At 59.7% G+C, this 21,673-nt stretch carries 16 protein-coding genes; 12 read left to right on the forward strand and 4 right to left on the reverse strand.

The features are described 5' to 3' along the window. The first annotated feature begins 38 nt into the window (after positions 1-38). Positions 39-479, forward strand: coding sequence for a carboxymuconolactone decarboxylase family protein (locus AB7M25_RS09545; protein WP_104447976.1), 441 nt, complete (start codon positions 39-41; stop codon positions 477-479). Between the two features lie 22 nt (positions 480-501). Here the strand turns inward: AB7M25_RS09545 and AB7M25_RS09550 are convergent, their stop codons facing one another. Beyond that, complete coding sequence (locus AB7M25_RS09550) at positions 502-2,094, reverse strand: DHA2 family efflux MFS transporter permease subunit (protein ID WP_104447975.1); 1,593 nt, start codon at positions 2,092-2,094, stop codon at positions 502-504. Next, entirely contained in the window at positions 2,091-3,212 is a 1,122-nt protein-coding gene (locus AB7M25_RS09555; protein WP_454237209.1) for an HlyD family secretion protein, read from the reverse strand. The genes AB7M25_RS09550 and AB7M25_RS09555 overlap by 4 nt, the downstream gene beginning before the upstream one ends. Positions 3,213-3,545: 333 nt before the next feature. On the opposite strand from AB7M25_RS09555, the gene AB7M25_RS09560 reads away from it, so the two are divergent. From AB7M25_RS09560 to AB7M25_RS09595, 8 genes are all read left to right on the forward strand, one after another. Continuing rightward, positions 3,546-5,963 carry a type VI secretion system Vgr family protein gene (locus tag AB7M25_RS09560; RefSeq protein WP_454237210.1) on the forward strand — a complete coding sequence of 806 codons (2,418 nt, stop codon included), beginning with the start codon at positions 3,546-3,548 and terminating at the stop codon, positions 5,961-5,963. A 31-nt stretch (positions 5,964-5,994) separates the two neighbouring features. Beyond that, positions 5,995-8,664, forward strand: a complete 2,670-nt coding sequence (locus tag AB7M25_RS09565) for a hypothetical protein (protein WP_429561442.1) — start codon at positions 5,995-5,997, stop codon at positions 8,662-8,664. 4 nt (positions 8,665-8,668) lie between these two features. Next, entirely contained in the window at positions 8,669-9,385 is a 717-nt protein-coding gene (locus tag AB7M25_RS09570; protein ID WP_429561441.1) for a hypothetical protein, read from the forward strand. A 350-nt stretch (positions 9,386-9,735) separates the two neighbouring features. Further along, on the forward strand, positions 9,736-10,155 hold the full coding sequence (locus AB7M25_RS09575) for a hypothetical protein (RefSeq protein WP_429561440.1): 420 nt from the start codon (positions 9,736-9,738) through the stop codon (positions 10,153-10,155). Between the two features lie 157 nt (positions 10,156-10,312). Further along, positions 10,313-10,747, forward strand: coding sequence for a hypothetical protein (locus tag AB7M25_RS09580; protein ID WP_429561439.1), 435 nt, complete (start codon positions 10,313-10,315; stop codon positions 10,745-10,747). A gap of 132 nt (positions 10,748-10,879) precedes the next feature. Further along, positions 10,880-11,143: a PAAR domain-containing protein gene (locus AB7M25_RS09585; RefSeq protein WP_429561438.1), complete on the forward strand. Its 264-nt coding sequence runs from the start codon at positions 10,880-10,882 to the stop codon at positions 11,141-11,143. A gap of 2 nt (positions 11,144-11,145) precedes the next feature. Beyond that, positions 11,146-12,375 (forward strand): hypothetical protein, encoded by a 1,230-nt coding sequence (locus tag AB7M25_RS09590; protein WP_429561437.1) that lies wholly within the window; start codon positions 11,146-11,148, stop codon positions 12,373-12,375. A 10-nt stretch (positions 12,376-12,385) separates the two neighbouring features. After that, positions 12,386-15,736 carry an ImcF-related family protein gene (locus AB7M25_RS09595; protein ID WP_429561436.1) on the forward strand — a complete coding sequence of 1,117 codons (3,351 nt, stop codon included), beginning with the start codon at positions 12,386-12,388 and terminating at the stop codon, positions 15,734-15,736. Positions 15,737-16,017: 281 nt separating this feature from the next. Here the strand turns inward: AB7M25_RS09595 and AB7M25_RS09600 are convergent, their stop codons facing one another. Together AB7M25_RS09600 and AB7M25_RS09605 are read right to left on the reverse strand one after the other, a co-directional pair. Then, entirely contained in the window at positions 16,018-17,199 is a 1,182-nt protein-coding gene (locus tag AB7M25_RS09600; protein ID WP_454237211.1) for an acetyl-CoA C-acyltransferase family protein, read from the reverse strand. Beyond that, positions 17,196-17,978, reverse strand: a complete 783-nt coding sequence (locus AB7M25_RS09605; protein ID WP_429561434.1) for an enoyl-CoA hydratase-related protein — start codon at positions 17,976-17,978, stop codon at positions 17,196-17,198. The genes AB7M25_RS09600 and AB7M25_RS09605 overlap by 4 nt, the downstream gene beginning before the upstream one ends. A gap of 215 nt (positions 17,979-18,193) precedes the next feature. On the opposite strand from AB7M25_RS09605, the gene AB7M25_RS09610 reads away from it, so the two are divergent. Genes AB7M25_RS09610 through AB7M25_RS09620 form a run of 3 tightly spaced genes read left to right on the forward strand, consistent with a single transcriptional unit; the run spans position 18,194 to position 21,663 of the window. Further along, entirely contained in the window at positions 18,194-19,300 is a 1,107-nt protein-coding gene (locus AB7M25_RS09610; protein ID WP_429561433.1) for a polyamine ABC transporter substrate-binding protein, read from the forward strand. A gap of 39 nt (positions 19,301-19,339) precedes the next feature. Further along, a complete protein-coding gene (locus AB7M25_RS09615; RefSeq protein WP_454237212.1) occupies positions 19,340-20,758 on the forward strand; it encodes an aminotransferase in 1,419 nt (472 codons plus the stop codon). Beyond that, the gene (locus tag AB7M25_RS09620; RefSeq protein ID WP_008049805.1) at positions 20,755-21,663 is read left to right on the forward strand and encodes a helix-turn-helix transcriptional regulator; all 909 of its coding nucleotides are present in this window, start codon (positions 20,755-20,757) and stop codon (positions 21,661-21,663) included. Before AB7M25_RS09615 ends, AB7M25_RS09620 begins: the two co-directional genes overlap by 4 nt. Positions 21,664-21,673: the final 10 nt, after the last annotated feature.

The following is a 21,673-nucleotide window of genomic DNA, read 5'->3' on the forward strand; positions in this document are numbered from 1 at the left end:
CTAACGTAGCGACACACCCACTTGCCCTGGAGCACGTCATGCAATCCCGTATCGATTTCTACACTGCCAGCCCCGACGCCCTCAAGGCGATGATCGCCCTGGAAACCGCAGTGTCGAAGCTGCCGCTGGAAAAAAACCTGATTGAACTGGTCAAGCTGCGCGCTTCGCAGATCAACGGCTGTGCCTTCTGCATCGACATGCACACCGCCGATGCGATCAAGGGTGGCGAAACCCCGCGTCGTCTGTTTGCCGTGACGGCCTGGCGCGAGGCGCCGTTTTTCACCGAGCGTGAACGCGCTGCGCTGCTGTGGACCGAATCCCTGACCCAACTCAGCCTGACCCACGCCCCGGACGAAGACTACGAAGTGGTCAGCGCGCAGTTCACGCCCAAGGAAATGGTCGACCTGACCGTCGCCATCAGCACCATCAACAGCTGGAACCGCCTGGCGGTCGGCTTCCGTAAAACGCCTCAGGCCTGATGTTCAACCAACCGCCGATGCCTCAATGGGCATCGGCACTCGGCGCGGCCGGTGGTTGCACCTTGCGCATCAGGGGCACCATCGCCGTGGCGATGACGAAGCACACCCCGATCATCAGAAACGCGTCGCCATAGGTTTGTGTCTGGGCTTCGCGGTAGGTCAGCAACCAGAGTTGATGCAGGCTGGCGGTGACCCCGGCGTCACCGCTCTGGCCGAGGGCGGCGAAGTTGTTGCCGACCTGGGACAGCCATTGGTTGAGGGCCTCGTTGGTGCTGTTGAGGTTTTCCGCCAGCCGGGTGAAATGCAGGTTGGTGCGGTCGTTGAGGATGGTCGCACACGCCGCGATGCCGATAGCCCCGCCCAGGTTACGCATCAGGTTGAACAAACCCGAGGCATGTTTGAGCCGCGCCGGTGCCAGGCCGCCGAGGGTCAGCGTCACCGCGGGCGGTACCGCCAGTTGCTGGGCAATCCCGCGAAAGGCTTGCGGCAACATCAACTCCCTGGCTCCCCAGTCATGGGTGATCGGGCTGAAATCCCACATCGATAACGCGAACAGCCCGAGGCCGGTCATCATGATCCAGCGCAGGTCGACGCGGTTGGCCAGAAAGGCGTACAGCGGAATCGCCATGATCTGGAACACCCCGGTGGAGAAAACCGCCAGACCAATGTCCAGCGCACCGTAGCCACGCACCCGGCCGAGGAACAGCGGCGTCAGGTAAATGGTGGCGAACAGGCCGATGCCGGTGACGAACGAGAAGAAGCAGCCAAGGGCAAAATTGCGATCCTTCAGGGCGCGCAGATCGACTATCGGATTGGCCACATGCAGGGTCCGGCCGATGAACGCCAGCCCGGCCAGGCCGCTGATCCACGCGGTGGTCAGGATCGTGCGATCGCTGAACCAGTTCCAGCGCGGGCCTTCTTCGAGGGTGTATTCCAGGCAGCCGAGGAACAGTGCCAGAAACACCATGCTCAAGTAATCCGCGCCTTTGAGCAGCGACAGTTCCGGCTGGTCGATTTTCACCAGCATCGGCACGGCCACGGCGACAAAGATGCCGGGAACCAGGTTGATGTAGAACAGCCAGTGCCAGGACGAGATGTCGGTGATCCAGCCACCGATCACCGGCCCCAGTGTCGGTGCCAGGGACGCTACTGCGCCTATGGTCGCGGCGGCGATCACCCGTTGCTTGCCGGTGAAGAACACGAAGGCCGTGGTGAACACCATCGGGATCATCGAACCACCGAGAAAGCCTTGCAGGGCGCGGAAGGCGATCATGCTCTGGATGTTCCAGGCCACGCCGCACAGCAGGCTGGTCAGGGTGAAACCCACCGCCGATGCGCAGAACAGCCAGCGCGTGGAAAACACCCGGGACAACCAGCCTGACAGCGGGATCACGATGATTTCGGCGATCAGGTAACTGGTTTGCACCCACGCGGTTTCGTCGGTGCCGGCGGAGAGTCCGCCGCCGATGTCACGCAACGAGGCCGAGACAATCTGGATATCCAGCAGCGCAATGAACATGCCGATGCACATGCTGGCAAAGGCGAAGACCTTGGTGGCCGTCGCCATGTCCGCGGCATTGAACGGTTGCGCCGGGGCGGCGAGGGCGCGGCTCATGGCGCGCTGGCCACGGCTGGCGCATCAGGCGCCTTGCGCGTGTCCACTTCAGCGGTCACCGACAATCCCGGACGCAGGTGTCCGAGCACACTGTCGGCCGGGTCGAGGTGAATCCGCACCGGCACCCGTTGCACGATCTTGGTGAAGTTGCCGGTGGCGTTTTCCGGTGGCAATACGCTGAATTGCGAACCGCTGGCGGGGGCGAGGCTGTCCAGGTGACCGTGGAACTCCTGCCCCGAGAGCACGTCGGCACGGATCACCACCCGTTGCCCCGGCACCATGTGCGCCAATTGGTCTTCCTTGAAGTTGGCGTCGACCCACAGGCCGCTGGCCGGTACCACCGAGAGCAATTGCGAGCCGGCCTGGGCATAGGCGCCGACCCGTGCCCGACGGTTGCCGATCACGCCGTCAACCGGTGCCTTCAGTTCGGTGTAGCCGACATTCAATTGCGCCAGATCGCGCTCGGCCCTGGCCTGGATCAAGGCGGCCCGGGCTTGTTGTTTCTGGGTGTCGATCACATTCAACTGGCGTTGCGCGGCCAGCAATTCAGCCTGGGCGCGGTTGCTTTGCGCCTGGGCCGTCTTGAACGTGGCGTTGGCGCGCTGGGCGCTTTCCACCGAGACGGCGTTGGTGGACACCAGTTTTTTGTAGCGGGCATCGTCATCCCGCGAACGGGTGGCTTCGGCACCGGCGGCGTCGATGCCGGCGCGGGCCTGGCCGATGACCGCCTGTTGCAGTTGTTCGGTGGCGTCCAGGTTGGCCAGCAGGGCCTCCTGGGCGGCCACTGCGCCTTCGGCCTTGGCCAGGTTGGCACGGTAGTCGCGCGAATCGAGACGGATCAGCACATCGCCGGCCTTGACCTTCTGGTTATCGCTCACCAGCACTTCATCGATATAACCCGCCACCTTTGGCCCGATCACCGTTACGTCACCGCCGATGTAGGCGTCGTCGGTTTCTTCGATGAAACGCCCGGCCGTCCACCAATGCGCGCCATACACCCCGGCCAACACCAACGCTGCTATCCCCATTGTTGGCAGAAGCAGGCGCTTGAGCAGGGGACGTTTTGCCGGTTGCACCGGGGCGTCCAGGTCGGGTTCTACGGTGGACATGCTGGTCATGGAGGGATACCTGTCAGGCGGCGTTTAATTATGATGCATGTAATATGACGTATGTAATATTTTGTGGCAAATGGTTTTTGCTGCCGGTCGTCAGGTGGAGTCCTGGTCAGAAAGACTCATTCATGGTCGGTGTCGAGATGCCGAGGATTCTTGTGCTGTTGTAGGTAGATTCATAGGGCGTTGTGGTCTGCTGCATTATTCGGAAACCCCCTACGCGCTTATTGGAAGCGTCCTATATCAACAATTTTCAACTTCTTGAAAGCTTCCCAGCGCTTCAACGAGGGTGGCAACGAAGCCTCCCCGTCCGCTTCAAAAGCCCAGGGAGGCCTGATTTTGTCCAACGCACTGCGCACCCTCATCGGCCACAACCGCCACACACTCAAGATCGACCAGCTCGACACCCACCTTGACGTCCTCACCTTCGAGGGCCATGAGTACCTTAGCCAACCCTACCTCTACCGTATCGAATTCACCGCCAGCGACCTCGACATCGGCGCGGAAAAATTCATCGGCCAGTACGCCGAGTTCAGCCTGTACGACGCACCGTCCAACGTGCCCGTGTTCGACTGGGAAGTGCCCAGGCCGCCCAAGCCCCTGCGCACCGTCTATGGCCGCATCACCGCCTGCCAGCGCCTGTCCGCCTCAATCGACGAAGCCCGCTACGAAGTCACCCTGCAACCGCGCCTGGCCCTGCTCGATCGCGGCCAGCAGACGCGGATCTATCAGCACCAGTCCGTGCCAGACATCGTCAAAAGCATTCTGCGCGACCGCCATGGTCTCGACACCGGGCACTTTCGCTTCAACCTCAAGCGCGAGTACCCGCCGCGCGAGCAGGTCATGCAGTACCAGGAAAGCGACCTGGCCTTCATCAGCCGGATCCTGGCCGACGTCGGCATCTGGTACCGCTGCATCCAGCACGAAGAGCTCGCCTTCGACGTCGTCGAGTTCTGCGACGACCAGCGCTGCTACCAGTTCGACGTCGAACTGCCGCTGCGCTCGCCGTCGGGCTTCAGCAACAGCGTCGAGGACAGCGTCTGGGCCCTGAAAACCCGCCACCGGGTGGTGGAACAGCAGGTCAGCGTACGCGCCTATCACCCCGACGACAGCCGTGCCTTTCTCGACGGCGAGGTCGACCAGACCCGCGGCGAGCCCGCCACCCACGGCGTGGCCACGACCCGCGGCGTCGCCGACAACACCTACGGCGACGCCTACCACTACGCCGAACCCTACCGCGTGCTCGGCAAGTCCCACCTGCGCGACGAAGACCTGCAAAGCGAAAGCGGCTTTTTCTATGCGCGCCTGCGCCACGAACGCTACCTCAACAACCAGACCCACCTCAGCGGTACCAGCAGCAGCGCCACCCTGGCCCCGGGCCAGGTCCTGACCGTCAGCGGCGACGCCCCCAAGGCCTTCGCCTCCCGGGTGGTGATCACAAAGATCACCACCCGCGCCGCCCGCGACCGCAGCCTGACCTGCGATTTCGAAGCCATGCCCTACGCCTTGCGCCTGTGCTTTCGCCCACCCTTGCTAGCCAAACCACAAATCGCCGGCACCCTGCCAGCGCGCGTTACTCACCCCCAGAGCAACCCCCTGTACACCGAAATCGACATGCAAGGGCGCTACCGGGTCAAATTCCTCTTCGACCGCGACACCTGGCCCGCCGGCCGCGAAAGCAAATGGCTGCGCCAGGCCCGCGCCTACGCCGGCGACACCTACGGCCTGCACCTGCCGCTGATCGCCGGCACCGAAGTGGCCATCGCCTTCGAACAGGGCGATCCGGACAAACCCTACATCGCCCATGCCCTGCACGACGACCAGCACCCCGACCTGGTGACCCAGCGCAATGACCACCGCAACGTGCTGCGCACGCCGGCCAACAACAAGTTGCGCCTGGACGACACCCGGGGGCAGGAGCACGTCAAGCTCAGCACCGAGTATGGCGGCAAGAGCCAACTCAACCTCGGGCATCTGGTGGATGGCCAGCGGAAGAAACGTGGGGAAGGGTTTGAACTGCGTAGCGATGGTCATGGTGCCATTCGTGGCGGCAAGGGCCTGTTCATCAGTGCCGATGCGCAGGCCAAGGCGCAGGGCCCGGTGCTGGACATGGACGCTGCCGTCGGCCGCCTGCAACAGGCCGGCGAACAGCTGCAAAAGCTCTCGGTCGACGCCCAGGCCGCCAATGCCGAACCGGCGGACGTGGCCGCGCAACTCAACCTGCTGCGCCAGGACCTCGAACAGCTCAAGTCCCAGGTCCTGCTGCTCAGCGCCCCGCAAGGTATCGCCCTGACCAGCGGGAAGCACCTGCAACTGGCGGCGCAAGACAACCTGATGCTCAACGCCGGCGGCGAAGCCGACCTCAGCGTGGTCAAGCGCCTGTTCATTGGCGTCGGCCAAGGCCTGAGCCTGTTCGTGCGCAAGCTGGGGATCAAGCTGATCGCCAATCAGGGGCCGATAAGCGTCCAAGCGCAAAACGACCAGCTGGAACTGATCGCCCGGCATGGCCTGGAGATCACCAGCACCGAGGACGAAGTCCGCATCACCGCCAAGAAAAAAATCATCCTCAACGGCGGTGGTAGCTATTTCAGCCTGGATGAGGGCGGTATCGAATCCGGTACGAGGGGCGACCACAACATCAAAGCCGCAAATTTCGAGTACAGCGGCCCAGCCAGGCAAACGCCGGAAATGCCCACGCTTTCCAGGCTATCCGAGCACCAAACCAAGTCTGTGAGACTGTCGGATTTCTCTGCCTGATCCCTTTGCATAACAAGGAGCGACACTCAACATGGCCAGTTTGCTTGCCCGACTTTTCGGACTTCACCGCAACCACAGGGACGCGCGATTCGATCGGCCGAGCGCGCCGATCATCCTGCCGACGCGCGATACCCGGCCCATCCACACGCCACCGCCATCCGAGACGCCAGCGCCGCTGAAGAACTGGTGCCATCCGTTCAAGGACACACAAGGCCCGCTGGCACAACTGACCCACCTGGCCAGCGCTGCGGCCGGTTACTATCCGATCGGTCGCAGCGGGCTGTTTCACGGCGGCGTGCATTTCGACAGTGGCACCGGCATCCCCCAGGAACAAGCGGTGCATTGCCTGGCCGACGGTGAAGTGGTGGCCTTCCGCGTCGATACGCACTCGCCCAAGACGCGCTACTTCATCGACACCCTCACCGTCGACAAACCCTTCGCGCGCAATTTCGTGCTGGTGCGGCACCGCTTGCAGCCCCCGAAAATCCAGGGCAGTGCGGATACGCCACCGAGCCTGACTTTCTACAGCCTGTACATGCACCTGCGGGACTGGGCGAAATACCATCAAGACTCCACCCTCCCACGTCCGGCCTACTGGCCGCAAAGCACGGCCCTGCGCGTCAAGCAGACGGTGAACGACGTCCTTGCGGGCCAGCCAGAGCCGGGCCTGAACGTGCGTCATGAAGACGGAGGCAAGGTGATCGACCTCCTGCCGCGCGGTGCAGTGGTGACGGTCATCGGCAAATGGCGTTACCGCATGCTGGAAGACCGTCTCGGCCCCGCCAAACTCGTCAAAGCCGATGGTTCGCTGGCGGGCTACATCGCCGCCAGCATTCTGCAGCCGGTTGGAGGCAACCAGCACCGCATCAAGTCGTCGAAAGAGTGGGTCCGCGTTCGCGCCGAACCGAAAGATCCGTGCGAGATTCTGATGAAACTGCCGACCGGCACCGTCGTCACGGTCAGTGGCGAGGGCCCGTTCCGCAAGCTGGAACGGGTCAACCAGTATGTGCATTTCAACTCGCTGGAAAGCCTGCAGGAACCGCAGGCGGTAGATCGGATCGTGGTGCTCGAGCAGCCGGTGCCGATCAAGGCTGGGGACCTGATCGGTCACCTTGGCGATTATCAGGACAGCGGCGCGGACCGGTCCGAACAGAAGCTGCACCTGGAAGTGTTCAGTGGCGATGACATCGATGAGTTCTTCGAGGACAGCCGCGCCTGGGCCCAGCGCCTGCCGGACAAGGACAAGACCTGGCTGAAGCTTGCCAGGGGCACGCCCGTGGCGGCGCATCAGGATCACATTAGCGCCAGCCTTTTGCCCATCTGGAGCAGCGACAACCCCTGCAGTGATGCCGACCTGCTGGTGCCCAAGAGCTTGCTGGATGGCTTGCCGCCCGAGCGGAAAATTCGGGTGCCTACTGGTGCCAGCGGGAAAACCTACAACTGGTACCGTCTCGATGGCCTGCTTCATGACGCGGACGACAAGCTGCTCAACGGCTGGGTGCGTGAGGAAGTCGGCGTCACGCCCTGGCTCAGCCCCTGGTCGTGGGAAGGCTATGAAGTCATTTTCGACTACAGCCTGCCGAAACACGCCATGGCTTCATTTTTCAGCGCCGTTAATCGCTTCAGCGACGCTCAGCACGAGCGCTTTAGCCACCTGGCGGAGAAAGACCAAAAGGGCCGAATGAAGATCCGGCTGTGCGACATCATCCACCGCAACTGCGACGGCAAAATGACCGCCGACGAACTGCAAGCGGCCCTGCGCCTGCCCGCCAAGGCACAGGCGATCTCGCAGCTGGTCCTGCGTAAGGAAAGCGAGTGGTTTTACCAGGAGCAAAAGTGGGATGCATTGGATGAACTGCTCGGCCATAGCGGCTCGACGCCGCACTTGAACTGGGTGGCAGAGAAGCAGCGGATCGAGCAGATGAGTTGGTGGGGGGAAGTGGCAGAGAAAGTGGGATTACCGTCTTGGGGGCGGCCTTATCATTTTCATCCGGTGGGGTTGCTTGGTCATTTCTCAATAATTGGCGAATTAATTAATGTGGAGGACTTTTTGCAGCAGTACGGACAAATACATACCCTTTTCTTTTCAGGGACGCCTGCGCTTACGGCAGGGTCAAAAAGTAATTTGAGGAAGCTAATAAGCGCTATAAATAGCTACTATAAATCTGCCTCTCAGAGTGCAAACCTTTACGAGATTTCCTATATGCTGGCGACTGTCAGGCATGAAACGTATTATTATTTGACAGGCGAGTTTTTTAGCGAGAAGCCGGAAATTGGAGAGTATTCCTATTTTGATAAATATGACCCTGTTCTTGCGCCAACCGAAAAACTTAGGGTAGCCGCTAGGAATAATGGAAATACCGAAGAAGGTGACGGGTACAAATATAGAGGTCGCGGCTGTGTGCATCTGACATGGAAAAATAATTATCGAAAATTCTCAAATTTGCTTTCATTTGATTTTGTTTCAAATCCTGACGCAGCGGGAAGATTTGAATACTCCATACCTATAATGATCGTCGGCATGAGCAAGGGTTTATTTACAGGAAAGAAAATGAGTGACTACCTAAATAAAAATGGAGTTGACTACCTGTCCGCTAGGCGAATTATAAATGGTACTGACAAGCAAGAGCTTATAGCCTCGTATGCAGAAAAATTTGAGCTAATTCTCAAGAGGACTTCTCGATTGTCAACGGAGTTTTAAAGAAATGACGCGAAGCTTATTGGTATTAATTTCCAGCATCTTAATGTTTTTTGATTCTAAAGCAATTGCGGGGGAAATTTTAAACGGGTTTGAGGATGGTAGCATAATATTGCGTGATGTCCACGGTGAAACGATTTATCACAATATCACCGGATTTGAATATAATGTTGATCGCAGCTTAATAGAAATTAATGGACTCCCTGCATTGCTCGTTCTTTCTAGGGATAACTTTTATTTTACGCTACTGGCAAAGGGCCGGGAAGCAGTAATTGACTGTGTCTATTCAGATGGGCGAAACAGCTACAATGGCGCCAGAATGACCACTGGAATGTGCGAATTAAACACTCCGCTTGATGAGGGTTATGTTGAGCTTGCGGAGAAGCTTTCAAATAGCTGGTGGTCTTCTATTTATTCATTCGATACACAGCCTATGTTGAAGGATGGCTTGGCGACCAGTTTCTTGCTTGGAGTTATTGGTGATTATGAAATTTATGATAAATACACATCAAGGAGTACGCTCGAAAATGCGTCACCACAAAAATATGTAAAAGGTCCTCTTGGTTGTTTTGACTTCGGATCTACTGTTGTCTTTCTGGTTTTTACCGGTGGAGACAATTTGAAGCCAAAGTATCTCGATATCCTTCAATCTATAGAGCCTATTATTTTGCAGAGATTAGATGGGAGTGATTTAAAAAAAATCGCTATTGATAAATGTTTGTAGGGCGGATATTGCCGTTCTCATTGAATGTCATCTTCGACAATAGCCTGCTCAAACACGCCATGGCCTCTTTTTTCAGCGCCGTCAATCGCTTCAGCGACGCTCAGCACGAGCGCTTTTGCCACCGTCAGAGGAAGCTACGGGACGCTTAATTGGAGTGCGGTAGACGGTAAGATTCAGGATGTCTTAATTGATCTTATTTATAGAGGCGATTACGGAACCAATACGAGGACATTCATCCAGAAGCCTTTTGTAGAAAATAACTTCAGCGCCATTAAGGAGGTAATTTCAAGCAAAAACTATTGGGCGACTGTTCCAGATGACCGCTTCAAAAGACGTGCGGAGTTTTTGAAATGAATAAAACGTATTTTTTACTTTTTGCACTGGTTTTTGCAAATCAAGCTATCGCCAAGGACTTTGACTACAGAAACGTAGCTATGGCGGGAACCGGTAGCGTTGGTGATCTTTTTATTCGATATCTGCTTCCGCTGAATGAGTCTTGTTTGTTCATTCAAAATCTTGTTCCTGGAAAATTGGGAGAAGTTTCGGAGCAGAAAGAAATATGTTCATTAGACGGAAAAAAATTTGATGGCGACTTTGCGGCAGTAGACTTCAAGGAAGGTTTGTTCAAGGGTGGAAGACTTCTTTTTGAAATCGGAGTCACTCCGTTTGAGCCTGTGGGCGAAATTATTATGTCCTGCGAAGTAATATTTTTTCACGAACTGGCAGACCACCTTTCCTGTAAGAAAAAAGAAAATTCTAAAGAGGATTAGCGTACATGCAAATCCTACCGAGACAAATTATGAGTAAATTGCTTGGTATCATGTTTTTGGCATTCTCGTCTTTTTTCAAGTTTACCAACATTGCAGGCAAGGCTGCTCGGAAGAGAAGTGGACGGAAAAAGAGAACTGTTAGATCTGGAGATAACTGGTGCTGAAATTGAATGGCTCTATCGCAGTACGAAGTGCGTTATTTGCGACAAGTAGTCTTTTTGTTGGTTTTGCTAATGGTAGCGAGTTCCATGCGGAAACAAGTGGAGGATCCCAAGAGTATTCCGCTTGTATTGACGAGGCCAAAGCGATTCACCCAAAAATAGTTTTATGTGTGCAATCGGAAATAGGGAGGCAAAAGAAAAGTATTGAAATTAATATTGATGCTGCAAGCAAAGATCCTTCGGCGAAGGAGCTAGTTGCAACGATCACTAAGAGTAATCAGCTATGGGTGTCGTACATTAAAAAACTGTGCGACACATATATTAAGCTGGGGGGGCAGAGAGGAGAGCTCCTGTCAGAGAGCTGTATTCTAAATGAGGTGGCTCATAGAAAATTGTTTGTGGAAAATATTTTAAAAGAGGCTGGTATCTAGATTTATGATCATAATAAATTTTAAAGTTTGGTGGGTGCGCTTCAAGTTAATGGCGAATTCCTTAAGTCCTGTAAAGGCTAGTCGCACTAAACAAAAACAAACATGAATAGAAAAATTTCTTAGGGATAAAACATGAAAAGCATCATCCGTATCGGTGACAAAACAACCGGTGGCGGCACCGTTCTCTCAGGTTCGGCCGCGATGAAATTTACCGGTATCGGGGTAGCTCGCGAGGGCGATCCGGTGTTGTGCCCGACTGCCGGCCATGGCCGCACAGTGATTGCCGAGGGACATCCTACGTTTAAAGACAACGGTATTCCGGTCGCCTTTGACGGTCATTTATGCGCCTGTGGTTGTGCATTGATTTCCTCATTGCCTGAAGCAGGGGCGAGGTAGACATGCCGGTCAAACTGGATACGGTGCCTGCTCTTGCGATGCGACCTGCACGGCCTCGCATCTGGCTTTGGCTCGTCTTGTTGTTACTGAGTTTGCTGCTGGGCGTGGGCGCGACTTTATTGTTCAGCGATGAACCTTTGCGCCAACAACCTGCTGATTTTTTTAGCTTTGCTTTTGGTCTTCCATTCCTGGCTTGGTGTGTGTTGGGTTTCGGACGAGTGCTGTTGCACATCGGCGAACAATCTGCTGCCGATGGATGGGATGAAGCCCGCGAGGAAGACATGGTCCGCAGGATCCGTCGGGGGCGGCGCTCTCAGCAAGTTTTGGGGGTGAATTTGTACACCTCGCTGCAAGCTCCAACAGATGAGCAAACGACCGGACTTGAAGCGTTCCCGAGAGGGATTGAGGTTAAGGCGCAAACGCCCAGTATGGGCGGTGCAGCAGTGAGTCACAGCCGATTGTTTAAAGATTCGGGTGAAGATCCGGAAGCGGTATTACTGACTCTACTAAGGCAGGGGCTTGCCGATCTGGTACCTATCCTTAAGCAATTGTCTGACGATAAGCCTTTGGCCCTGTTACTTGAGGTCGATTGCAAGTTGCCAGAGGAGCAATGGCGCTTTGCATGGCAAAGGATATGGCGAGAGTCCGGCATCCGCCAATCGACGGTAGCTGTCGAGGGCAGTGGATTGGCTGCTGTAGATCAATGGCTCGATCAGCGCATTGGTGATCAGGCTTTGTTGCTGGTGTTGGCCGTGCATGTTTCCCCTGAACAACCCGAAGGCACGGCAACAGCGGCCGTGAGTTTGTTGTTGGGCAATCGTCTGACGCAAAACACTTTGGCACCGATCGCCTACCTTCATCGCCCTGAGCAGGAACGCGAGCCCACTTACACCGATCTGCTCTACGCCACGCGTCAGGCCCTCGACTGGGTGCCTCTGCAAGCGCAGGCGGTCGAACGGGTCTGGCGGGCGGGGATCGATGCGCAACGTCATGCCGCTATCGCCACCGTGTTGAGGGAGGTGCCCATGCCAGTCCAGCTGCCACAGGGTGTGTGCAACCTCGATGCGTTGCTCAGGCAACCGGGGAAAGCCTCCCCCTGGCTGGCCATTGCTGCCGCTGCGTATACGGTTGAGCGCGGCGCTGGGCCGCAATTCATTTTCAGTGGTGGTGGCGCTGCCACGGCCGGGCTTTGGAGCACGGTGCTGATGCCGGTGTCTCCACTTTCGATATAGGAAGTCTCGAATGCAGTTTCGACGCTCTGTAGGGATCGGTGTGCTGATCGGTGGGATGTTGCTCACCGGTCTGGTCTTGGGGGGAGTGCTCTGGCTCCATCCCGAATGGCTGGGGATTGCCGCCGGCAGTGACCGGCACAGGATCTGGCTGGCGGTGACATCGGTCCTCACCCTCGGGGTGATGTTTCGGGGTGGCTACCATTGGCTGGGGCGTCAACTGGGGCGCGCCGATTATCTTCAGCTCGAGGGGGATGATGCTCGCCAGGCTGCGCCAGTCTCCCTCGAGGAGTCTGTCGAGTCCCAGGTGGCACGAACCATCACGGCGATCAATGAGCACCTGCGCGAGCAACACGGCCTGCTCTGGCGGTTCAAGGTTCGTGTGTTCCTGGTCGTCGGCGAACCCGAGCAGATCAACGCCATCGCCCCCGACTTGGCCAAGCATCATTGGCTGGAAGGTCACGACATCGTCCTGCTCTGGGGCGGCAGTACGCAAACTGTTGCCAGCGACAGGGTACTGAACCTGTGCCAATGGCTGAGCCGCTGGCGTGCCCTCGACGGCGTCATCTGGGCCCTCAACAAACCACAAAGCGCCGACCCTCGCGCCATGGACCACGGCGTACGCCACCTGCAAGCCCTGGCACGCAAGCTGCGCTGGCAGCTACCGCTGCACTTGTGGCAGGTCTGCGACAGCCAGTGGAAACAGGACCGGCGCCCGACCCATCCGGTCGGTTGCCTTTTGCCCATCCCCGTGACGCCGCAGGCGGTGGAAGGGGCTCTGGACAACCTGGTACAACCCCTGCGCAACGCCGGCTGGGGGCAGATGCAAGACTCGATGGGTAACGATTTTCTGGTGCGCCTGGCCCGCGATCTGCAGGTCGAGGGCATTGCCCGCTGGCGTCAGGCGTTGGCGCCGATGTTCCGTATCTTTGCCCGGAGCGTGCCGTTGCGCGGTTTGTGGTTCAGCCTGCCGTTGCCGGGCGGCGCGGAAGATGCCGGGCGTCTGTGGCATGTTACGCCGCCTTGGGAGGGCGTGCTCGGCGACAAAGCCGTGCACCGTCGCCGTCTGGGCTGGAGCGCCGTGCGCATCGGCTACGCAGCGGTGCTGGCTCTGGCAGTGATCTGGGGCGCTGGCCTGCTGCTGTCGTTCGCTACCAACCGCGTGCAGATCGCGCAGGTGCAGACCGTGTTGACCACCCTCGAACAATCGCAAAGCGCTGATGAGCAATTCCTGGCGTTCAACGAACTGGTCCGCGAACTCGCTCGCCTGGATTACCGCGCCGAGCACGGCACACCGTGGTATCAGCGTTTTGGCCTGAATCAAAACGATGCGCTGCTGGCCATGCTGTGGCCGCGTTACGTCGAGGCCAACAATCGCTTGCTGCGCGATCCGGCGGTGGCCCACTTGCAGGCGCGGCTCGACGCGCTGGTCACACTGCCGCCGGACAGCCCCGAGCGCAGCAAGCGTGCCGGTGTGGCCTACGCGCAACTCAAGGCCTACCTGATGCTGGCGCGCCCGGAAAAAACCGACGCGGCGTTCCTGGCCCAGGCCCTGACCGACGCCGAGCCGCAACGCGCCGGGTTCTCGCCGGGACTCTGGCAGGGCCTGGCCCCCACCTTGTGGCAGTTCTATGCCGAGCAACTGTCGGCCCATCCGGCCTGGCGCATCGAAGCCGACCCGCGACTGGTGGCCCAGGCCCGTCAAGTGCTGCTTGGCCAGTTGGGCCAGCGCAATGGCGAAGCCAGCCTGTACCGCAAAATCCTCGATGACGCGGCCAACCATTATCCGGCGCTGAGCCTGCCACAGATGGTCGGCGACACCGAGGCAGCGGCGCTGTTCGTCACATCGGCCGAAGTGCCCGGCGTGTTCACTCGTCAGGCCTGGGAAGGCCAGGTGCGTCCGGCCATCGCCGCCATCGCCGAGGCCCGTCGCGAAGAAATCGACTGGGTGCTCAGCGACAATCCCGCCAGTCTCGCTGTCGAATTGAGCCCGGAGCTACTGCGCGAGCGTCTGACCGAACGCTACTTCCAGGACTACGCCAACGCCTGGCTGGACTTCCTCAACCACCTGCGCTGGCAACCGGTCGACAGCCTGGGCGAGGTGATCGATCAACTGGCGCTGATGAGCGACGTGCGCCAGTCGCCGCTGATCGCGCTGATGAACACCTTGGCCTGGCAGGGGCAGGCCGGCATGCGCGGCCAGGCCCTGGGCGATTCGTTGATCAAGTCGGCGCAGAAGCTGATCGCCCAGGACAGCGTGCCGCCGATCGAGCAGTCGCTCAGTGGTCCGGGCGGTCCGCTGGACGCCACCTTCGGGCCGTTGCTGAGCCTGTTGGGCAAGGACGCCGAGCGCACCAACGACAGCGAGCGCCTGAGCCTGCAAGCCTTCCTCAACCGGGTCACGCGGGTGCGCCTGAAGCTGCAACAAGTGAGCAACGCGCCGAACCCGCAGGCCATGACTCAGGCCCTGGCGCAGAGCGTGTTCCAGGGCCACAGCGTCGACCTCACCGACACCCGGGCCTACGGCAGCCTGCTCGCCGCCAGCCTCGGTGCCGAGTGGGACGGGATCGGCCAGACCCTGTTCGTGCAGCCGCTGGAGCAGGCCTGGCAACGGGTGCTGCAACCCTCGACGGCGGGCCTCAACAGCCAGTGGCAGCGGGCGATCGTCAAGGACTGGCAGGGCGCGTTTGCCGGGCGCTACCCCTTTGCTGCCACCGGCAGTGACGCCTCGCTGCCGATGCTCGGGCAGATGATCCGCGCCGACGCCGGGCGCATCGACCAGTTCCTCCAGCAGCAATTGGGCGGTGTGCTGCGCAAGGAAGGCAGCCGCTGGGTGGCCGACGCGCGGCACAGCCAGGGTCTGCACTTCAACCCGAAGTTCCTGACGGCGATCAACCAGCTCAGCCACCTCGCCGACGTGCTCTACACCGACGGCGGCATGGGCCTGAGTTTCGAGCTGCGCGGCAAGCCGGTGCGCGACGTGGTGCAGACCACCTTCATCCTCAACGGCGAAAAGCATGAGTACTTCAACCAGAAGGAACGCTGGCAGCGCTTCAGCTGGCCGGGCTTCAGCCAGCATCCGGGCACGCGTTTGTTGTGGATCAGTGTGCTGGCCAATGAACGGCTGTTCGGCGACTACGAAGGCACCTGGGGGCTGATCCGCCTGCTGGAACAAGCGAAAGTCACCGCGCTGAACGACACCGACAGCCAGTACCGCGTGCAGCTCAGGGCACCTGATGGCCTCGACCTGACCTGGCACCTGCGCACCGAACTGGGCGCAGGGCCACTGGCGTTGCTCAAGTTGCGCGGCTTTGAATTGCCGGCGCAGATCTTTCTGGACAAGGGGGAAAAGGCGCCGCTTTGATTTCGATTGGTGGCAGCCGGTTTGCGGCGAAGCCGGTGATGTGGAGGGTAGCGATCTCATCAGTCACTGGCCGCGCGGAACGGCTGCGTGTTCTGGGGGCTAATCCAGGGCGCGGATTGACGAAATGCGACTTGTTGGCGGGTAAATACATCAAGGAGAAATGCGGGGGTTGCGGTCCGTAGGAGCCGGCTTGCTGGCGATGGGGGCCTCAGGGTCGGGGGGGCCTTGAGGTCGTCATCGCTGGCAAGCCAGCTCCTACAGTTTTGCGTAAGGCAGGGTGATTACACGCGTTCGAAAATCGCCGCAATCCCCTGGCCGCCACCGATGCACATGGTCACCAGCGCGTAACGGCCGCCGGTGCGGTGCAGTTCGTGGATGGCCTTGGTGGCGATGATTGCGCCGGTCGCGCCCACCGGGTGGCCCAGGGCGATGCCCGAACCGTTCGGGTTGACCTTGGCCGGGTCGAGGTCCAGTTCCTGGCTGACGGCGCAGGCCTGGGCGGCGAAGGCGATGTTGGCTTCGATCACGTCCAGGTCGGCGACGGTCAGGCCGGCGCGCTTGAGCGCCAGGCGGGTGGCCGGGATTGGGCCCAGGCCCATGAATTCCGGTTCGACGCCGGCGTGGGCGTAGCTGACCAGGCGGGCCAGTGGCTTCAGGCTGTTGGCCTGGACCGCGTTGCCGCTGGCCATGACCAGCGCGGCGGCGCCGTCGTTGAGGCCCGAGGCGTTGCCGGCGGTGACCGAACCGTCCTTCTTGAACGCCGGCTTCATGGCTGCCAGTTGTTCCAGGGACGTGGCGCGCGGGTGTTCGTCGACGCTGAACAGTTTGACGCCTTTGCGATCCTGGATTTCCACGGTCGCGATCTGCTCGCTGAAGTAGCCGTTGGCAATCGCGTGGGCCGCGCGATTCTGGTCTTCCAGGGCCAGGGCGTCCTGCATTTCGCGGGTGATGCCGTTGCGCGCGGCGACGTTTTCGGCGGTGATGCCCATGTGGATGCCATGGAAGGGGTCATGCAGGATGCCGAGCATGTAGTCGATCACCTGGGCGTCGCCCATGCGCGAACCCCAACGGGCGGACGGCATCAGGTACGGGCCGCGGCTCATGGATTCGGCACCGGCGCCGACGACGATGTCGGCATCGCCGAGCATCAGGGTCTGGGCGGCGTTGATGATCGCTTGCAGGCCCGAACCGCACAGGCGGTTGACGTTGTAGGCCGGGGTTTCCTTCGGGATGCCGGCGTTGATCGCCGCGACGCGGGAGATGTAGGCGTCGCGGGTATCGGTCGGGATCACGTTGCCCATCACCAGATGGCCAACGAGCGCCGGGTCCACGGCGGCTCGTTCCAGGGCGGCTTTCACGGCCGTGGTCGCGAGGTCGGCCAGGGGCACGTCCTTGAGCGAACCGCCGAACGTACCGATGGCGGTACGGGCGGCGCTGACGACGTAGATTTCCGGAGTGTTCATGGCTGGTTTCCTTTCGGTGGATTCTTGTCTGTACTGCGATTGAGCAGGGCGTTCAAGGCGTTTTTCGCCTCGTCGGTATTCAGGCGCTGGATGAACAGCGTGTTTTCTTCGCGCAGGGTGGCTTCCAGTTCCGGCAACGTCGCCTGTTTCATCAACTGCCGGGACTGGCGCAAGGCCTCCTGGGGCAGGGCCAAAAAGCGCTGGGCGATTTTTCTGGCCGCTGCCAGGCATTGCTCGCCGTCATCGAAGGCTTCGTTGGCGATGCCCCAGTTCACCGCGTCGTTGCCGTCCAGGCCGTTGCCCAGCAGGAGCAGGCTCGCGGCGCGGGCGTGACCGAGCCGGCGTGGCAGCAACAGGCTGGCACCGAACTCGGGGCACAGGCCGATGTTGACGAACGGCATGCGCAGCTTGGCGTTGCGGGTGACCAGCACCTGGTCGCAATGCAGCAGCAAGGTGGTGCCGATGCCGATGGCCGCCCCGCAGACTGCCGCGATCAGCGGCTTTTGCAGGCGCGTGACGACTTTCATCAGGCGGAACGCCGGGGCGTCCAGATGCGTCGGCGGATGCTGGAGGAAATCCACCAGGTCATTGCCACTGGTGAAGCAGGCCGGGCCGCCGGTGAGGATGATCACGCCGGTCTGCGGGTCTTCGTCGGCGGCCAGCAACAGGTCGGCCAGTTGCGTGTACATGGCGTTGTTCAGCGCATTGAGCTTGTCCGGGCGGTCGATGGTCAGCGTCAACACGCCGTCGCGTTGCTCGTGTTTGATCAATTCTGTCATCGCAGGCTCCGCAGGGTCGGTTCAGGCTGCCACTTTAAGCGCCGGACAAATCCCGATCTATGGCAAAACGGGTCAACTGCGCTGCCGCTTTTTGCCATGCCGGTGTGCCAAAAAACGACACACACCCATTCGGGGTATGGTTCCGCCCGGCCAATCGACCAATAGTGGAGGCATCCGCTCATCCAGAGCCGAACTCGCTATAAGGTGCATTTGCTATGGGCAAGACACTGCTTAAGGTGATTTCCAGTCTGTTTGTTGTACCGCTGACCTTTCATGCCTACGCCGCACAAGTGGACGACAGTAATACGCTGCGGCTGTACAACTGGGCGGATTACATCGGTGAAAAAACCATCGCCGACTTCGAAAAGGCCACCGGAATCAAGGTGGTCTACGACACCTTCGACTCTTATGAAACGGTGCAGGCCAAGTTGCTCACCGGCCATTCCGGTTATGACCTGATCGTGTTGAACGCCTCGCTCGCGCCACCCCTGATCAAGGCCAAGGTGTTCCAGCCGCTGGACAAAAAACAGCTGCCGGGCTGGACCAACCTCGACCCGCAAGTCCTTGAGGATCTGCAAGGCTACGACCCCGGCACCCAGTACTCGGCGCCCTACACCTGGGGCAGCAACGGCGTGACCTACAACGTCGACAAGATCAAGGAGCGCATGCCGGACGCGCCGATCGGTTCGCTGGCGATGATCTTCGATCCGAAGATCGTCTCGCGCTTCGCCGACTGTGGCGTGACCCTGCTCGATGCGCCAACCGAAGTCATCCCCATGGCCTTGACGTATCTGGGGCGCGATCCGAGAAGCGCCGCGCCGGAGGATTTGAAGGCCGCCCAGGAGTTGCTGTTGTCGGTGCGGCCCTACATCCGCAAATTTGACTCGGTCAATTACCTGACCAGCCTGCCTAACGGCGATGTGTGCATGGCCATGACCTGGTCCGGCGATTACGCCACGGCCATGGCCCGCGCGGCAGAAGCCAAGAAGCAGATCAACCTGGCGTACTTCATCCCCAAGGAAGGCTCGCTCATCTGGTTCGACAACCTGTACATCCCGGCCGATGCGACGCACGTCGCCAATGCGCACAAATTCCTGGAATACCTGATGCAGCCGCAGGTGATGGCGGATGTGAGTGACTACATCAATTACGCCAACAGTAACGCGGCGGCCACGCCCCTGTTGAACGCCGAAGTACGCGACAACCCGGCGATCTACCCCGATGCACAGACCCGCAAGCGCCTGTTCCCGCAGAAGACCCAGGACGCCAAGGACATGCGGGCGATTACCCGGGTCTGGAGCACCGTGAAAAGCGGCATCTGATTTGTTCGATCGTGAGTCATTTCGGTTAGAGGTTTATTTATGGCGACGCCAACACGCAGTGTTTTTTCCCCAGCGGACGAGTCCCGGCTGGTCAAGGCCGACAAGGCCCATCACATGCACGGCTACCACATGTTCGACGAACACGCCGAGCAAGGCTCGTTGAACATCGTTGCCGGCGATGGCGCCTACATCTACGACACCCAGGGCAACCGCTTTCTCGATGCGGTGGGCGGCATGTGGTGCACCAACATCGGCCTGGGCCGCGAGGAAATGGCCGAGGCCATCGCCGACCAGGTGCGCCAGCTGGCCTATTCGAACCCGTTTTCCGACATGTCGAACAACGTTGCCATCCAGCTGTGCGAAAAACTCGCCAGCCTGGCCCCCGGCGACCTCGACCATGTGTTCCTGACCACCGGCGGCTCCACCGCCGTGGACACCGCTTACCGGCTGATCCAGTACTACCAGAACTGCCGTGGCAAGCCGGAAAAGAAACACGTCATCGCCCGGTTCAACGCCTATCACGGCTCCACCACCCTGACCATGTCGATCGGCAACAAGGCCGCCGACCGGGTGCCGGAGTTCGATTACGCCAACCCGCTGATCCACCACGTCTCCAACCCCAACCCGTACCGCGCGCCGGACGGCATGGACGAGGCGCAGTTCCTCGAGTTCCTGGTCAAGGAATTCGAAGACAAGATCCTGTCGATTGGCGCGAACAAGGTCGCCGCTTTCTTTGCCGAACCGATCATGGGCTCGGGCGGGGTGATCATTCCGCCCCGGGGCTACCTCAAACGCATGTGGGACGTCTGCCAGCGCTACGACATCCTGTTCGTCGCCGACGAAGTGGTGACCTCGTTCGGGCGCCTCGGCAAGTTCTTCGCTTCCCGGGATGTGTTCGACGTGCAGCCCGACATCATCACCACCGCCAAGGGCCTGACCTCGGCTTACCTGCCGCTGGGCGCGTGCATCTTTTCCGAGCGCATCTGGAAGGTCATCGCCGAGCCGGGCAAGGGCCGCTGCTTCACCCACGGCTTCACCTACAGCGGCCACCCGGTGTGCTGCACGGCGGCGCTGAAGAACATCGAAATCATCGAGCGGGAAAACCTGTTGGCCCATGTCGACACGGTGGGCGCTTATCTGGAAGAGCGCCTGGCCACCCTGCGCGACTTGCCGCTGGTGGGGGATGTGCGCTGCCAGAAACTCATGGCCTGCGTGGAGTTCGTCGCCGATAAACACACCAAGGCACTGTTCCCCGACGAGATCAACATCGGCGAGAAGATCCACGTGCGGGCACAGGCCCGGGGGTTGCTGGTGCGGCCGATCATGCACCTCAACGTGATGTCGCCACCGTTGATCCTGACGTTTGCCCAGGTCGATGAAATCGTCGAGACCTTGCGCGATTGCATTCTGGAAGTGGCGGCCGAGCTTGAGCAGAGCGGCCAGTATTTCGGCCAATGAACTCGCTGAACAGGCTATTACCAAGGGCTTGCGCACCCGCTAGACTGCGGGGCATGAGCAAACCAGACGACGATACGCTGATCGCGATGCCCTTCGGGGCGTTGCACAAATGGCATGGGGGAATGCGCGAGGCATTCGCCCATGTCGATGAGCCTGACGCCCTGCAGTACCTGGCGTCAGCGTTGGCGCAGCTGGTGTCCGTCGAGTCGATGATGATCAGCCTGGAGCGCAAGGACCGCGCGCCCCAGCTGCTGCATCAGCGCGGGATTGCCCAGGAGTATCAGGTCTCGATTCTTGAGCGCTATTTTTCCGGGGGCTATTTGCTCGACCCGTTCTGCCTGGCGGTGGAGCAGGGGTTGGCGCAAGGCTTCTATCACCTGGAGGAAATCGCCCCGGACAACTTCTTCGACAGTGACTATTACAAATCCTATTACCTGAAGGCGGGCTGTTCGGAAGACAGCTACTACATCGTCGATACCGGCAATGACACGAAGATTTCGGTCAGCCTCTATCAGGGTTTCGGCGGTGAGTGTCTGAGCGACGAACAGTTGAACCTGCTGCGCGCCGTCGAACCGCTGGTGCGTGAGTTCATCAGCGAGTTCAGCCAGCGTGGACTGCTGCGCAGTGCCGGGATCGAGCGTGATGACGAGCAAGGCCTGCGCGATGATCTCAAGCATCGGGTACAGGCGGCGTTCGAGAACTTTGGTTGTGAATTGCTGACCGAACGCGAGCGGGAAGTGGCGCACATGGTGTTGCGCGGGCATTCAGTGAAATCCACGGCCAGCCAGATGAACATCTCGCCGGAAACCGTACGCATGCACCGCAAGAACCTGTACCTGAAACTGGAGGTGGGGTCGCAGTCGGAGTTGTTTGCGTTGTTTATCGAGTGGTTGCGCAAGCATTAAGTCCGGCAAT

The organism is Pseudomonas sp. AP3_22 TE3818 (assembly GCF_053628995.1).